This is a genomic window from Bordetella muralis (assembly GCF_054781015.1).
This window is the reverse complement of the sequence record NZ_BAAGVF010000006.1, coordinates 1,435,787-1,450,766: the sequence shown is the minus strand read 5'-3', so window position 1 is coordinate 1,450,766 and position 14,980 is coordinate 1,435,787. Positions and strand designations below refer to the sequence as shown.

Sequence of the window (14,980 nt, the reverse complement as noted above, 5' to 3'; positions counted from 1 at the left end):
ATTGATAGGGTCCATGCAATCGCAGATGAGAGCCTTCAGTGTTGTTGAAATTCGTTTTGAAGGGCTCGGACCAGGCCGCCTGCTCGCCAGATGGCCAGCATTCGCTCAGAAAATGGTTGCGCCGACAGTGTCGTACCGTCGGCCAGGGTGATCAGGCCACTGGCCGGATCGACCTCGATGATGTCTGCGTCGCTGACTTGAGCCGTGATGCCGGGGACGGTCAATATCGGCAAGCCTTGGGATAAGGCACGTCTGACAAACCCGGATTCGCAGGATTCCACGATAACCACTGAAATACCGGAGAGTTTGATGGCTGCACTGACTTCGATATGGTTATGGTGGGCAAAATTCTTGCCGGCCACCACGATGTCGCCCTCTTGTACTTCCGATGGAAACCGTGGATTGAGCCTGCGAAAACACATGGACCGCAGTAGTGGCGCATCGAAAGGCTTGCCAAAGCCATCACGCACAGCGGAAAAGTCAATGATCCCGTCGTCGCCGGAGACCTGATCGCCGAATTTCCAGACTCGTCCCTTCAGTTGGGTGTCTTGCATATCAGCTCACTTTCATCAGTGTGTTCGAGGGATGTGCTTCTCCCAACAAAATGCGTGGGTCTACGATTTCCCCGCAGACCGCGGAGGCGGCTACGGTCAGAGGTGAGGCCAGAAAAATGCGGGCGGTTTCCGCGCCATTTCTGCCCTGGTAGTTGAATTGATGGGTGGATATGGAGTTTTCGTTCTCGTTCAACACGCCGAGATAACCCCAGCAGGTATTACAGCCAGGGGAGAGTACGGTTGCGCCAGCGGTGGCAAACACTTCCAGCAGCCCTTCGCGGGCAGCCTGTGCGTACACGTTCTGACTACCTGGCGAGATGTACAGGGCGATTTTTCGGGCAATCGTGCGGCCGCTCAGGATGGTGGCCGCGTCACGCATGTCCTGCAGCCGATTGCCGGCGCACGATCCAATGGTTGCCTGATGGATAGGGGTACCGGCGAGCGCGGACACCGGTTGAGCTCCGGTGAGTTCGGGCGGTACAGTGACTAATGGCTGAATGCAGGACAGGTCGATGTCGATGATGCGTTCGTACTGCGCATCGGGATCGCTGAAAATGGTTTCGTAGGGGCGGCCGTTTGCGCGTTCCTCGACATAGGCGAGTGCCATATCGTCCACTTCCATGATAGCGGTGTCCGACATCGTGTGAAAGGTCGAGGCCAGAATCGTCTGGCGGTCGTCAAGCGTGAGGCCCTGCAGCCCGGGACCGCCATATTCAACACAGCATTGAAGGAATTCCCCGCTGCCATAATCTCGGATGATGGATTGAACGACATCGCGGGCAGAGACGCCGAATGCCAGCTGACCGGAAAGATTGATACGAACGGTCTTCGGAACGCGAAGCCAGTTCTCATCCTTTAGCAAGGGCACGAGAATATCGGCGGATGTCGGTATGTTCAATGCGCCGACAGCGCCAATGCTGGCGATATTTCCTTCGTCAGAGAACACCAGCGAGCCGGGTCTGGCAAATCCCCGTTCCACGAGCACCAGATGGCGCAGGCCGGTATTGGGTCCAAAGAAATTCTCGATGCCGAATTTCTCGGTGAGTTCCTTGAGCAGCTTGTGGGTTGCGGCGTGCCGAGAGCCTACGGCGGCTGCAGAGGTATGGTCGATGACGATAATGGCCTTGTCGGGTCGAGCAAATCTTTGGATGCCGATTTTTTCGAGGTTCTCTTTATGCGTGGGCCAATAAAGTTCCTGCGTTACTACATGGTCTGGAACGCAGCTGAGATACTCGCCCACCGCGACGTGGTCGCGCCCGGCATGGCGTGCGATGATTTTCTGTGCGATGGTTTGTCCGCGGCGCGCAATAGGGGCGGCAGGCGGTTCGCCGACGTGAGGGGGCATGGGGCAGTCTCCGTTATCGGCTGCGGCTGGCAGCCGGTTCCGCACAGGCGGATTTGTTCGGGAGAAAGTCTAGATATGCCCCTCAGTAAGATCAAATGAATAGTTGTGCGCTATTCATGCATACGAATCATCTTCTTTCGTTGTCAGATGCATCTTCAATAGAGCCATTGCCTGATTGCGCAGCCATTGCTCCTGTGTGCTCGGCGTATCGTTTCCGCGGGACAGCAGACACAGCGTCCGTTTGACGATCGGCGCCCTGATAGGCACGACAGCGACGCCGGAGTTGGGCGGGACGAAGAGACGCGGCACGATGGCTAGTCCCAGACCGGCGCGCACCATATCCAGGGCCATGGCGTTATGGAGCGCTTCATAACGCCAACGCAAGCGCTCACGCAGGCGGCCGAGTGCGCTGTCGATGGTCGCGCTGTTACCCGAAGTCAGGCTGATGCGAATCATGGGCTCGTTTTCCAGGGTGGAACAATCGACGTTCGGTTGTTGGGCAAACCGGTGCTGCGGCGGACACGCGAGTACGAAATGTTCGTCGCCTATCGGCTCGACCTGTAAATCACCATAGCCCTGTTGCAGCACCGACACTCCAAACGACACGACGCGTGACTCGAGTAGCTCGACTATCTCTCGGACCGAGGTATCGAAGACTCTGACGAGTGCGTCCGGCCAACGGTCTTTGGCTGCCAGGAGTAAAGGACTTACCAGTCCGTGGCTCAGGCTAGGGAGGCAAGCAAACGCCAGCCAATCGGGCGCATTTTGACCGTGTTTGCGGATGGCGTCGCAAGACATCCCAAGCTCCTTCACCGCACTGCGCGCGGTGGGAAGCAACGCGCGGCCAGCTTCGGTGAGCGTGACGTCGCGTGTCGTACGGGCAATCAACTTGACGCCGAGTGTTTCTTCCAGCTTCCGCATACGGTGGCTGACCGCTGTTTGGGACAAGCTGAGTTCTGTTGCGGCCAGTTGAAAGCTGCCAGTTTCAACAATTGCCAAGAACGCTTGAATGCCAAGGAAGTCGATATGCATATTCTTTGTCGTCCACGTGAGCCACAAGCATTGTGAATCGCTCGCAGGCGGGTCGTGAGCATCGATGGGCGGCGTTTTTGCGTACCTCGGCGTGTTGTCTTTGGGGAAAACTGCCGCCTTCTGTCTCAATTATCCGTACCTTCAACGTTAACAACTTTTTACTGTGCCTGGAATCTCGGCAGAGTCCTTATATACTGGTCAAGCTCGTTTCTTGGTATGTGATGCCGAGATTTACTCCATCAGCGCATTGTCCGGAGCCATTCATGTCCCAAAAAATCAAAATCGATTTCGTATCCGATGTCGCCTGTCCATGGTGCGCTGTAGGGCTGGGCGGGTTGTTGATCGCTATCGACCGCATTGGCTCCGAGGCGCAGTTCGACATTCATATGCAGCCGTTCGAGCTGAATCCGGATATGCCCAAGGGCGGGCAGAATACGGGCGAGCGTTTGATGAAAAAGTACGGCTTTGACCAGGCGCGTTTGCAAGAGAACCGCAAGGTGATCGCAGAGCGCGCGGCGGCGGTGGGGATGCCGATGCATCAGACCGAAGAGAGCCGTTCCTACAATACGTTCGGCGCGCACCGATTGCTGTATTGGGCAGGCACGCTGGGGCAGGAGCAGCAAGTCGCGCTCAAACGGCAACTGCTGAAGGTCTATCACTTTGATAACTACGACACCAGCGAGACCGAGGTATTGGTGCAAGCCGCACAAGACGCGGGGCTGGATGCAGAGGCCGCTCGCGATGTCGTGGCGTCTGGACGCTATACGGATGAAGTCCGTGCGGAGCAGGCGAAATGGCGGGACTTGGGGATTACCTCTGTGCCGTCAGTGATCATTAATGATAAGTATCTGGTGTCTGGCGGGCAGCCGCCCGAGGCGTTCGAGCAGGCGTTGCGCCAGGTCGCGTCGGAGACGTGAGGGCTAGCGCTTCGTCTTTAACGACGTAATACGTGATTTGATGGTGTCGTAGTCAGACCGGCTGGTATCGCTACGCGTCTGTGGTTTGCTTGCGTCAGTGTGATGTCGTGGCGCAATGCTGCTGACATTGTCAGCTCATCGTGGCGACCGTACGCCGCTGGGGGATTGCGCTATCGTAGCGATCCTTTCTGTTCCCATTTCGGTTTTTCTGATCAGGCATTTTTACTATGACCACACTATTGCGTCGTTATAAACAGGTTGCATTGGCACTTGCTCTCGGTCTGTCCGCTTTGTCCGCTCAGGCAGAGTCGGTGGACAGCTATCCGAGCAGACCCGTCACGATGATTATCGGTTGGGCGGCTGGCGGGCCGGCGGACGGCGTAGGCCGCATGGTGGCGGCCGAAATGGGCAAGCATTTGGGCCAGTCCATTGTCGTGGACAACAAAGGGGGGGCAGGCGGCAATATTGGCTCGGTGGCTGCTGCGCGCGCTCAGCCTGATGGCTACACCATCATGCTGGCGACTGTCGCCTCGCATGGACTGAATTCGGCGCTCTACGACAATATCGGGTATGACCCGATCAAGGATTTTGCGCCGGTAGGGTTGATCAATACCTCGCCTTCGACGATGTTGGTGCCGCTGGATTCCCCGTTCAAAACGGTTCAGGATTATGTGGCTTATGCGAAAGCGAATCCGGGGAAATTGACCTACGGCTCCGGCGGAGTGGGCTCGTCGCAGCATCTGGCGGGAGCGAGTTTCAAGACACGTACCGGGATCGATATTTTGCATGTACCGTTCAAGGGCACTGCGCCCGCGTTGACGGATGTGATGGCGGGCCGTATCGATATGATCATCACTACGGGTGCGATGGCGCCGATCGCCTCGGGCAAAGTGCGTCCGCTGGCGATCACAGCGAAATCGCGGATCGCCGCGTTGCCGGATGTGCCGACGTTTGATGAAGCAGGCGTCAAAGGGTTTTACATGGATTCCTGGTATGGGCTCGTGGCGCCTGCCGGGACGCCGCGTCCGGTCTTGATCAAGTTGAATGAAGCCTTGACCAAAGCGCTGCAAGATCCCGAACTGCGTAAGAAGTTCGTAGATCTAGGTTCGGTGCCGGCTGAACCTATGTCGATCGATGCGTATTGGGACATGGTGCAAAAGGGAATGGTGGAGGCAGCGGAACTGGTGCAGATTTCCGGGGCGAAAGCGGAAAAGTAATTCTGCTGCGGTTATCTGAACAAAAAATGGCCAGCCTGCGGATCGCGCAGGCTGGCCATTTTTGATTGGGACGGCTCTGATGAGGCTACGGCAGCAATATGCCCACGCGGCGCAGCAGGTTCGCCGTTTCAAATACGGGCAAGCCCATGACGCCGGTGTAGCTGCCGGAGAGATGGGCGATGAATGTGCCTGCCAGGCCCTGGATGCCGTACGCACCCGCTTTGCCAAAGGGTTCGCCGCTGTCGCAGTAGCGGGCGATATCGTCGGCGCTCAATGTCCGCATATGGACTTCGGAGATTGATACGTCTTCGTGCAGTTGGCCGTTGTGCCACAGTACGACGGCGGTATGAACGTGATGAGTGGTACCGGACAGGCGGCTCAGCATGTCGATGGCGTGGGCGCGGTCGGTGGGTTTGCCCAAGACCTCGTCGCGCAGGATGACAGTGGTATCGGCCGCCAGGATGGGCAGCGCTGGTAGTGATTGGGATGTCATCCATTGCTGTCCGCGCTCAGCTTTTTCGCGTGCCGTGCGTTTGACGTAGTCCGCTGCCGCTTCGCCGGTATGCTGCGGCTCGTCTTCCCCTGGAGGCGCGGGGACTTGTAATACTGTGTGGGCTACTCCGATCTGGGTCAACAGTTCGCGGCGGCGCGGGCTGGCCGAGGCTAGATAGATCTGCGGGGTCATGGTGTTGGGAGTCGGGCCAGGGTTGGCCATGAGTGCGTCGGATGATCTGGCGCCAGGCAATTTCAAGCTCGATGATAGGGGTGATTGGTCATGATGGCCCAGGCGCGATATAGCTGTTCTGCCAGTACGACACGTACCATGGGGTGTGGCAAGGTCAGCGAAGACAGGCGTATTTGCCCGTCGCTGGCGGCCTTGAGCGAGGCGTCCAGGCCATCCGGGCCGCCTACCAGGAACACCACGTCCCGGCCGTCACCGCGCCATTGCTCAAGGCGTTGCGACAGTGCCATGGTGGTCAGGTCGCGCCCGCGCTCATCCAGTGCGAGTTTCAGGGCGCCAGGGGGAATGGCCGCCTCGATACGGCGGGCTTCTGCCGCCATCATTTGTGCTGGCGTTTTACCCGTCGTGCGCGGCTCGGGTTTGATTTCCCGCAGTTCGAGGGCGCAGTCGGCAGGCAAGCGTTTCGCGTAGTCGTCCCAGGCGGTTTCGACCCAGTCGGGCATGCGGTTGCCGACGGCAATGACGATGAGTTTCACGTGATGGCCTCTGGCTGGAGAGAACTCACACGATGCCGTTCGACGAGCGGTGAGTTCGGGCTACGGCAGATTCAGTTTACGGCTACGGTGGGTTCGGGCACGAGCATCAGGCTGTGGCGAGGCGCGCCGTAACGAGCAGGCTAACGAGGATTTCAGCCCTCGTCGACGTCGCCGGTATCGCGGTCAGCGGCATGTACGGGGGCGCCTGACCCCGGCAGCAGTTTGACACGAACGGGCTTGTCGCCCCAGATTTCCTCGAGGTTGTAGTACTGCCGGATGGCCGGCTGCATGACGTGGATGACGATGTCGCCCAAGTCGACGACGACCCACTCGCCGGTGTCTTCGCCTTCGACGGTGATGCCGGTCAGGTCCAGGGCACGGCCGCAATTGGCTACGCTGGAGGCCAGGGCGCGGGTTTGCCGGTTGGACGTCCCGCTGGCAATAACGACACGGTCGAACAGGCTGGTCAGGTGCGTCGTGTTAAAGACTTTGATGTCTTGGGCTTTGACGTCTTCGAGGGCGTCAATGACGGCGCGTTGTAGTTTTTGAATATCCATGGATGTAAATATAACCCGCGAGGGGAACTGGTGGAGCCGGGCGAGGGCAGCAAGGAGGCTGGTTGCTGTGCCGGACTATTGGAATCAGCGATAGAGGCCGTGAGCGGCGATGTAACTGGCTACCGGCGAGGGCAGAAGGCCCTCCGTTGCGTCGCCGCGAGCCAGTCTGGCACGGATGTCAGAGGCGGAGATCGCCATGGGGGTAAAGGGCAGGGTGGTCAGCTGGCGTGTTGGGCGGTCTTGGCGGTCCTGACTGGCTAGCCAATGCGTCAGTTCGTCGGGGGGAATCAACGGCGTGCCGGGGCGTGTGGCGACGGCCAGGTCTACTCGGGCCGATATCTCTTGCCATTCATGCCACGTGCAGAAATTAGTCAGCTGATCGGCGCCGAGGATCCAGACGTAACGGGCGCCAGCCGGCAGGGCGCGTAGGGTATCGACGGTGTAGGTAGCGCCGCCGCGTTCGATTTCGATGGGATTGACGGCCATGCCGGGCTCGCCCTCGATCGCCAGCTCGATCATGCGCAGACGATGCTCGGGCGCGGCGTTAAGGGGCGCGCGCTGCCATGGGTTGGCAGCGGGGATGAATTGCACCTGTGTGAGGTGCAGTTCACGCAGGGCGGCTCTAGCCAACGCCAGGTGCGCGAGGTGAATGGGGTCGAAACTGCCGCCCAGCAGGCCAATACGGGGTTCGCGTTCTGGATGGACAGGCATGATGGACGGTGGCGCCGGGATTACACCCAGTCTCGGGGTTTCAGGAAGGCAGCGAGCTCGGATTCTGGTGTGCCGGGCTCGGGATGCCAGTCATAGCGCCACTGTGCCATGGGCGGCATCGAAAGCAAAATCGACTCGGTGCGGCCACCGGATTGGAGTCCGAATAGCGTGCCGCGGTCAAACACGAGATTGAACTCGACATACCGTCCGCGCCGATAGGCCTGAAAATCGCGTTGGGCCTGTTCGTAGGGGGTATGACGGCGGCGTTCGACGATGGGCAGGTAGGCAGGCAAAAGCGCGTCGCCAACCGAGCGCAGCAACGCGAACGAGGCGTCAAAACCAGGCTCGTTGAGGTCGTCGAAGAACACGCCGCCAATGCCGCGGCTTTCCTGGCGGTGTTTCAGGAAAAAGTACTCGTCACACCAGCGTTTGTAGCGGGGATAGTACGTATCGCCGTGGGGCGCCAGCGCATCGTGGCAGACCTGATGGAAATGCCGTGCATCGTCTTCGAACGGGTAGTAGGGCGTCAGATCCATGCCGCCGCCGAACCAGAATACGTCGTCTTCGTCTTGGCCAGGCCGTGCCGCGGCCGTGAACATGCGCACATTCATGTGTACGGTGGGCACGTAGGGGTTGCGCGGATGCAGCACCATCGACACGCCCATGGCTTGCCACGGGCGGCCAGCCAGCTCGGGGCGATGTGCGCTGGCGGAGGGGGGCAACTGGGTGCCCTCGACATGACTGAACAACACGCCGCCTCTTTCGAGCAATTGACCGCCTTCGATCAAGCGAGATACGCCGCCGCCGCCCTCGGCACGCTGCCAGGCGTCGGTGCGAAAATCCTCGCCGCCGGCTTGCTCGAGCGCTTGCACGATGCGCGCTTGCAGGCCGGTCAGGTAGTCTCGTACGTCGGAAACGGGGATATTGCTCATGCGGTGTCCAGATGGGATTCAGGCTGATTGCTGACGACGATCGTCAGCGGTGTGGGACGCGGCGGTCGCCGCGTGACCTGGATAGCTTAAGCCTGTGGGGTCACCAATGCTTTGCGTTTGATTAAGGTTTGGCCTTTTGCTGGGACGGCTTCAGTGCGCGCCAACCGATGTCCGTCCGGTATTGGCGGCCATCGAATTGCACGCCGTCCACGGCGGCATAGGCACGCTCGCGCGCCATGCGGACGGAGTCGCCCAAGGCGGTGACGCAAAGCACGCGGCCGCCGGAGGTTTTCAATTGGCCATTTTCCAGGCGGGTGCCCGCGTGGAAAACGGCGCAGTCTTCGGTCTCTGCCGGCAGCGCCGCAATGGTGTCGCCGTTACGCGGTGTGCCAGGATAGTTGTGGGCAGCCAGGACGACGCCCAGGGCGGTACGGCGATCCCAGGTGATGTCGGCCTGGTCGAGCGTGCCCTCGACGGCGTGTTCCAGCGCATCGAGCAGGTCGCTTTTGACGCGCATCATGATGGGCTGGGTTTCGGGGTCGCCCATGCGGCAATTGAATTCCAGCGTCTTGATAGCGCGATCCGGATCGTCGCCCGGAGCAATCATCAGGCCGGCGTACAGGAAACCCGTGTAGGGAATGCCGTCGCGCGCCATGCCCTGAACGGTGGGCAGAATGATTTCGCGCATGATGCGGTGATGCAGTTCCGGCGTGACGATGGGGGCGGGGGAATAGGCGCCCATGCCGCCCGTATTGGGGCCGGCATCGCCGTCTTTCAGGCGCTTGTGGTCCTGGCTGGTGGCCAGCGCCAGGACGTTGCGGCCATCGCACATGACGATGAAGCTGGCTTCTTCGCCGACCAGGCATTCTTCGATGACGACGCGGGCGCCGGCCTCGCCCATGCTGCCGTCGCCGAGCATGGCGTCAATGGCGGCGTGGGCCTCGGCCAGATCGGCGGCCACGACGACGCCTTTGCCGGCGGCCAGGCCGTCTGCCTTGATCACGATGGGGGCGCCTTCCTGGTCGACGTAGGCGTGGGCCTTGGCCGGATCAGTGAAGGTTTCGTAGCGGGCCGTAGGAATCCCGTGGCGCACCATGAAGGCCTTGGCGTAGTCTTTGGAGCTTTCCAGCTGTGCCGCGGCCTTGGTCGGGCCGAAGATTTTCAGTTTGCGTTCACGAAAAACATCGACGACGCCGGCCGCCAGGGGCGCCTCGGGGCCGACGACCGTCAGAGAAACCCCTTCGCGCTCGACGAAGTCAGCCAGATCCTTAGGGCTGGTGAGGGGCACGTTTTGCAGCAGGTCACCCTGCTCGGTGCCGCCATTGCCGGGCGCGACATAGACCTTGTGGACACGGGGCGAGCGGGCCAGGCGCCAAGCCAAGGCGTGTTCGCGGCCGCCAGAGCCGATTACCAGGAGTTTCATTTTTCGATGACTTCTTAAAGAGGCCAGGGCGTTGCCGCCACAGGCTTGGCACAAAAGGCTGACGGGTCGCCCCGTTTCGCCGGTCGGTTTTTACTGCAGACCCGCCCGGGGACGCATGTCCCTGGGGGCATGGCGGTTACTACTGGGCTTCGTCAAACACAACGGTGGTATAGACTTCCTGCACGTCGTCCAGGCCCTCCAGCGCGTCGAGCAGTTTTTGCATCTTGACGGCGTCGTCCCCGGTGAGCTCGGTCTCGTTTTGCGGCTTCATGATGATGCCGTCGACCTCGGCCTTCAGGCCGGCCGATTCGAATGCCTGGCGCACGGCAGCGTAGTCTGTCGGGGCGCAGATGACTTCGATGACGCCTTCGTCATCGGTGGTGATGTCTTCGGCGCCGGCTTCGAGGGCGGCTTCCATGACGGTGTCCTCGGGGGTGCCCGGGGCGAACACGAATTGACCGCAGTGTTTGAACATGAAGGCAACGGAGCCTTCCTGGCCGAGGTTGCCGCCGTTTTTAGAGAATGCGTGGCGGACTTCGGCAACGGTACGGGTGCGGTTGTCGGTCATGCAGTCGACGATGACGGCAGCGCCGCCGATGCCGTAGCCCTCGTAGCGGACTTCTTCGTAGTTGGCGCCATCGGCACCGCCTGCGCCGCGCTGGATGGCGCGTTGGATGTTGTCCTTGGGCATATTGGCGTCGGTGGCCTTGTCCCAGGCCATCCGCAGGCGCGGATTGCTGTCAGGATCCGGGCCGCCGGCACGTGCCGCGACGGTGATCTCACGAATGATTTTGGTCCAGAGCTTTCCGCGTTTGGCGTCTTGGCGGCCTTTGCGGTGCTGAATATTGGCCCATTTACTGTGTCCGGCCATGGTGTCCCAGATGAAAATGTCGGCAAAACCGGCATTTTACCGTGGTTGACGAACAGACGGAGCGGCCAGATGTGCCTTCTTTGCCCATGCCAGACCAATGCACGGCCGGTGATTGACAATTCCTGCCGTTTTCCCACCTCCGAAGTCCGCACAAGACGTGGCGAACGCTCTACACTTGCGTCACTGTTTTTGTGCCGCCAGCGCCCCTGCGGGCAGTGAGCCGAAGGCGCGGTGCGGTGCCCTAGTTTTGCTTGCCGGAGAGCACGGATGCCTGATCCCATTGTCATTGCAAAAAATAACGAGACTCAACTGGCCTTGTTGCCCGCGCTGGCGAATCGCCATGGTTGCATTACCGGGGCGACAGGAACGGGCAAGACCGTCACCTTGCAGGTACTGGCCGAGGCCTTTTCCCGCATGGGTACGCCGGTGTTCCTGGCTGATATCAAGGGCGATCTGACGGGGGTTTCCCAGGCAGGGGGGGCGTCGCCCAAGCTGCAGGAACGCTTGAAGAACAACGATCTGCCCGAGCCGGTCTGGGGGGCGAACCCCGCCGTGCTATGGGATGTGTTTGGCGAGCAGGGCTTGCCCGTGCGCGCCACGATCTCTGACATGGGGCCGCTGCTGTTGTCGCGCATGCTCGAGCTGAACGACACCCAAGAGGGCGTGTTGACCTTGGTGTTCCGCGTGGCCGACGACGAAGGACAGTTGCTGCTGGATCTGAAGGACCTGCGCGCCATGCTGCAAAACGTGGCCGATCGGGCCGCGGAGCTGAAGACCAAATATGGCAACGTGTCCTCGGCATCGGTGGGCGCGATCCAGCGCAGCCTGCTGACCCTGGAATCGCAAGGCGCCGAGCTGTTTTTTGGCGAACCGATGCTGGACGTGGCAGATCTGATGCGCACCGACGCGCAGGGGCGCGGCATCATCAATATTCTGGCAGCCGACAAGTTGATGCAGGCGCCACGTCTGTACAGCGTATTCCTGTTGTGGATGTTGGCCGATCTGTACGAAAAACTGCCCGAAGTCGGTGACGTGGAACAACCCAAGCTGGTGTTTTTCTTTGATGAAGCGCATTTGCTGTTTAACGATGCGCCCAAGGCGCTGTTGGACAAAATCGAGCAGGTTGTGCGTCTGGTGCGGTCCAAGGGGGTAGGCGTGTATTTCGTGACGCAGAATCCCTTGGATATTCCGGATACGGTATTGGGGCAGTTGGGCAATCGTGTGCAGCATGCGCTGCGGGCATTTACGCCACGTGACCAGAAGGCCGTCAAAACCGCGGCAGAAACCATGCGTCCGAATCCGGGACTGGATATCGAAGCGGCCATTACGGAACTGGGCGTGGGCGAAGCCCTGGTGTCGCTGCTCGATGCCAAGGGCCGGCCGGAACCCACGCAGCGCGCATGGATCATGCCGCCGGGCAGCCGTATCGGCCCGGCCACGGATGCGGAGCGTCAGGCGCTGCGTCAGGATCCCACCATGTCTGCCAAATATGCCAAAGCGATCGACCGCGAGTCGGCGTACGAGGTCTTGACGGCCCGTGCCAGCACCGATGTCGCAGATGCTGCGGCGGGATCTGCGGCGGACAAGACTGCCGGCGCTCAGAAAGGGTCGGCTGACCAGAGTGAGTCTGGCGGCGTGATGGACGGCTTGAACGAGCTGCTGTTTGGTTCTACCGGCCCACGTGGTGGCAAGCGCGACGGCGTGGTGCAGTCGGTGGTCAAGAGCACAGCACGTTCTATGGCTCGGCAGTTGGTGCGCGGGGTGCTAGGGTCGTTGCTGGGATCGAAGCGGCGTTGATTGCGGGGGCCGAGCGCTGCGCTGACGCGTGGCGCCGGCGTGATTTGTGCCCGCGGACAAGATTCGCCTGCGTGGGGATCCATGCTCAGCGGGGCCAGATTTGCCTGCGCGAGGATCCATGCTCAGCCGGGTCGTATTGCAAGACTATGGCAGCATAGAGGGTTGATGCTGATACGAGGGCCTTGCAATGAAAGTTCTGGTTGTTTCGACGAATAGTGCCGCGCAGGAAAAATGGGTCCAGCCGCTGGCTGCGGCGATGCCGCATGCCGAGGTGGCGCTGTGGCACGCCGGTTTGCCGCCACAGGATGCCGACGTTGCGGTGGTGTGGTCGCCGCCAGCCGAGTTTTTTGAGCGTGAGCGCAAACTGCGAGTGGTATTTAACCTGGGCGCGGGCGTTGATGGGCTGCTGAAACTGCCCTCGCTGCCGGCCGATCTGCCTCTCGTTCGCCTCGAAGACGCCGGCATGGCCGTGCAGATGGCAGAGTATGCCGTCTGGGCGGTGACACGTGCGAGCCGGCAGTTCGATGATTATGTCGCGCAGCAACGTGCGCTCGTGTGGCAACCGTTGCCCGAATTGCGGCGTGAAGCATGGCCGATTGGCGTGTTGGGCACCGGGGTCATGGGAACCAAGGTCGCGCAGACGCTGGCCGCGTTGGACTATCCCGTGGCAGGATGGTCGCGCAGCGGCAAAGTGCCCGCAGGAGTAGAAAGCTTTGCGGGACTGGAGCAATTGCCCGCCTTTCTGGCGCGTACGCGGGTGTTGATCAACACCTTGCCGCTGACGCCCGATACGCGAGATATCTTGCGCCGCGAGACGCTAGAGCAGTTGTTGCCGCAGGCGCACATCGTCAACATGGGGCGCGGCGATCATCTCGTCGAAGAGGATCTGCTTGAACTGCTGAAGACGGGGCATGTACAGGGAGCGACGTTGGATGTGTTCCGCCAAGAGCCTTTGCCTGCCGATCATCCGTTCTGGACGCATCCTGCAGTCACCATGACGCCGCATGTTTCGGCAATCACCTTGCAACATGAGACGCTAGCGCAGGTGGTCGACAAGATCGAGCGCTTTTTCAAGGGTCAACCATTGACGGGCTTGATTGCGCGCGAGCGCGGTTATTGACCGTAGCGTTCGTGATCGCCGCTGGGCGGTGACGATTGGAAGCCCGGACGAGGGCGATGAAACGCCTCGGGCACGTGGATGAGGTGTCCTCCGGAAATGGAACGTCATTCCAATTTCTGCGAGACGTTTTATCCACGTGCCCGAGGCGTACGCATGGCCGGATATCCGGCCTGATGCGGTTTATTTGCCAGCAGCGATGATCGCGGCGATGGCTTTGCCGACTTCTTCCGTGGACGCGGTACCCTGCATGTCGCGGGTGCGCGGGCCTTCGGCGAGTACGGTTTCAATGGCGCTGACCACGGCCTTGGAAGCGTCCGGGTAGCCCAGGAAATCGAGCATCAGCGCGCCGCTCCAGATCTGGCCGATCGGGTTGGCGATGCCTTTGCCGTAGATGTCGGGGGCCGAACCGTGCACGGGCTCGAACAAGGACGGGAATTTGCGTTCCGGGTTCAGGTTCGCTGACGGTGCGATGCCGATGGTGCCGGTGCAGGCCGGGCCCAGGTCAGACAGGATGTCGCCAAACAGATTCGAGGCGACGACCACGTCGAACCAGTCCGGGTGCTGCACGAAGTGTGCGCACAGGATGTCGATGTGATATTTGTCCCAACGCACGTCAGGGTACTGGGTAGCGATGTCTGCGACGCGCTCGTCCCACCAGGGCATGGAAATCGAAATGCCGTTGGACTTGGTGGCTGCGGTGAGGTGTTTGCCGCGCTTTTGCGCCAGGTCAAAGGCGAATTTCAAGACGCGATCGGCGCCGATGCGGGTAAAGACGCTTTCCTGGATGACGACTTCGCGCTCGGTGCCGGCAAACAGGCGGCCGCCGCTATTGGAGTATTCGCCTTCGGTGTTTTCGCGGACGATAAAGAAATCGATATCACCGGGCTTGCGATTGGCCAGGGGCGAGGGCACGCCGGGCATCAGGCGCACGGGGCGCAGGTTGATGTATTGGTCGAAATGGCGGCGGAACTGGAATAACGAGCCCCACAGCGCCTCGTGATCCGGGACAGTGGCGGGCCAGCCAATGGCGCCAAAGAAAATCGCTTCGTGCCCGCCGATCTGGGTCGCCCAGTCGTCAGGCATCATTTTGCCGTGCTTGGCGTAGTAGTCGCAGCTCCAGTCGAAATGATCCCACTGAAAATCAATGCCAAAGCGCGTTGCCACCGCGTCCAGGACACGCAATCCCTCAGGAACGACTTCTTTGCCGATGCCGTCGCCGGCGATGACTGCGATTTTGTGCTTGGTTCCTGCCACCACTGTTCTCCAGATGTTGTTCGACTGATGGG

Annotated in this window: 15 protein-coding genes; 4 read left to right on the top strand and 11 right to left on the bottom strand. The window is 60.6% G+C overall.

What is annotated here, in order from left to right; translation table 11 throughout:
- Positions 1-35: 35 nt before the first annotated feature.
- The 3 genes from ACYVIT_RS17605 to ACYVIT_RS17595 form a co-directional block, all read right to left on the bottom strand.
- The gene (locus ACYVIT_RS17605) at positions 36-554 is read right to left on the bottom strand and encodes a 3-isopropylmalate dehydratase small subunit (protein WP_415808326.1); all 519 of its coding nucleotides are present in this window, start codon (positions 552-554) and stop codon (positions 36-38) included.
- Between the two features lies 1 nt (position 555).
- Positions 556-1,899, bottom strand: a complete 1,344-nt coding sequence (locus ACYVIT_RS17600) for a 3-isopropylmalate dehydratase large subunit (protein WP_415808327.1) — start codon at positions 1,897-1,899, stop codon at positions 556-558.
- A gap of 114 nt (positions 1,900-2,013) precedes the next feature.
- Entirely contained in the window at positions 2,014-2,931 is a 918-nt protein-coding gene (locus ACYVIT_RS17595; RefSeq protein WP_415808328.1) for a LysR family transcriptional regulator, read from the bottom strand.
- Positions 2,932-3,194: 263 nt separating this feature from the next.
- Here ACYVIT_RS17595 and ACYVIT_RS17590 point away from each other — a divergent pair, with 263 nt between their 5' ends.
- Both ACYVIT_RS17590 and ACYVIT_RS17585 read left to right on the top strand, forming a co-directional pair.
- Positions 3,195-3,848, top strand: coding sequence for a DsbA family oxidoreductase (locus tag ACYVIT_RS17590; RefSeq protein ID WP_415808329.1), 654 nt, complete (start codon positions 3,195-3,197; stop codon positions 3,846-3,848).
- Between the two features lie 227 nt (positions 3,849-4,075).
- Positions 4,076-5,065 (top strand): Bug family tripartite tricarboxylate transporter substrate binding protein, encoded by a 990-nt coding sequence (locus ACYVIT_RS17585; protein ID WP_415808330.1) that lies wholly within the window; start codon positions 4,076-4,078, stop codon positions 5,063-5,065.
- 85 nt (positions 5,066-5,150) lie between these two features.
- Here the strand turns inward: ACYVIT_RS17585 and ACYVIT_RS17580 are convergent, their stop codons facing one another.
- The 7 genes from ACYVIT_RS17580 to ACYVIT_RS17550 form a co-directional block, all read right to left on the bottom strand.
- Positions 5,151-5,780, bottom strand: a complete 630-nt coding sequence (locus tag ACYVIT_RS17580; RefSeq protein WP_415808331.1) for a Maf family protein — start codon at positions 5,778-5,780, stop codon at positions 5,151-5,153.
- Between the two features lie 32 nt (positions 5,781-5,812).
- Positions 5,813-6,283, bottom strand: coding sequence for a 23S rRNA (pseudouridine(1915)-N(3))-methyltransferase RlmH (gene rlmH / locus ACYVIT_RS17575; RefSeq protein WP_415808332.1), 471 nt, complete (start codon positions 6,281-6,283; stop codon positions 5,813-5,815).
- A gap of 152 nt (positions 6,284-6,435) precedes the next feature.
- Entirely contained in the window at positions 6,436-6,840 is a 405-nt protein-coding gene (rsfS, locus tag ACYVIT_RS17570) for a ribosome silencing factor (RefSeq protein WP_415808333.1), read from the bottom strand.
- Between the two features lie 84 nt (positions 6,841-6,924).
- Positions 6,925-7,551, bottom strand: a complete 627-nt coding sequence (nadD, locus tag ACYVIT_RS17565; protein WP_415808334.1) for a nicotinate (nicotinamide) nucleotide adenylyltransferase — start codon at positions 7,549-7,551, stop codon at positions 6,925-6,927.
- 20 nt (positions 7,552-7,571) lie between these two features.
- The gene (gene hemF / locus ACYVIT_RS17560) at positions 7,572-8,483 is read right to left on the bottom strand and encodes an oxygen-dependent coproporphyrinogen oxidase (RefSeq protein WP_415808335.1); all 912 of its coding nucleotides are present in this window, start codon (positions 8,481-8,483) and stop codon (positions 7,572-7,574) included.
- A 121-nt stretch (positions 8,484-8,604) separates the two neighbouring features.
- Entirely contained in the window at positions 8,605-9,906 is a 1,302-nt protein-coding gene (gene purD, locus ACYVIT_RS17555) for a phosphoribosylamine--glycine ligase (protein WP_415808336.1), read from the bottom strand.
- Between the two features lie 139 nt (positions 9,907-10,045).
- The gene (locus ACYVIT_RS17550; RefSeq protein WP_415808337.1) at positions 10,046-10,777 is read right to left on the bottom strand and encodes a YebC/PmpR family DNA-binding transcriptional regulator; all 732 of its coding nucleotides are present in this window, start codon (positions 10,775-10,777) and stop codon (positions 10,046-10,048) included.
- A gap of 267 nt (positions 10,778-11,044) precedes the next feature.
- On the opposite strand from ACYVIT_RS17550, the gene ACYVIT_RS17545 reads away from it, so the two are divergent.
- Both ACYVIT_RS17545 and ACYVIT_RS17540 read left to right on the top strand, forming a co-directional pair.
- Positions 11,045-12,574, top strand: a complete 1,530-nt coding sequence (locus ACYVIT_RS17545; protein ID WP_415808338.1) for a helicase HerA-like C-terminal domain-containing protein — start codon at positions 11,045-11,047, stop codon at positions 12,572-12,574.
- 187 nt (positions 12,575-12,761) lie between these two features.
- The gene (locus tag ACYVIT_RS17540) at positions 12,762-13,694 is read left to right on the top strand and encodes a 2-hydroxyacid dehydrogenase (RefSeq protein ID WP_415808339.1); all 933 of its coding nucleotides are present in this window, start codon (positions 12,762-12,764) and stop codon (positions 13,692-13,694) included.
- A 180-nt stretch (positions 13,695-13,874) separates the two neighbouring features.
- Here ACYVIT_RS17540 and ACYVIT_RS17535 read toward each other — a convergent pair whose 3' ends face one another.
- Positions 13,875-14,948: a tartrate dehydrogenase gene (locus tag ACYVIT_RS17535; protein WP_415808340.1), complete on the bottom strand. Its 1,074-nt coding sequence runs from the start codon at positions 14,946-14,948 to the stop codon at positions 13,875-13,877.
- Between the last annotated feature and the right edge of the window lie 32 nt (positions 14,949-14,980).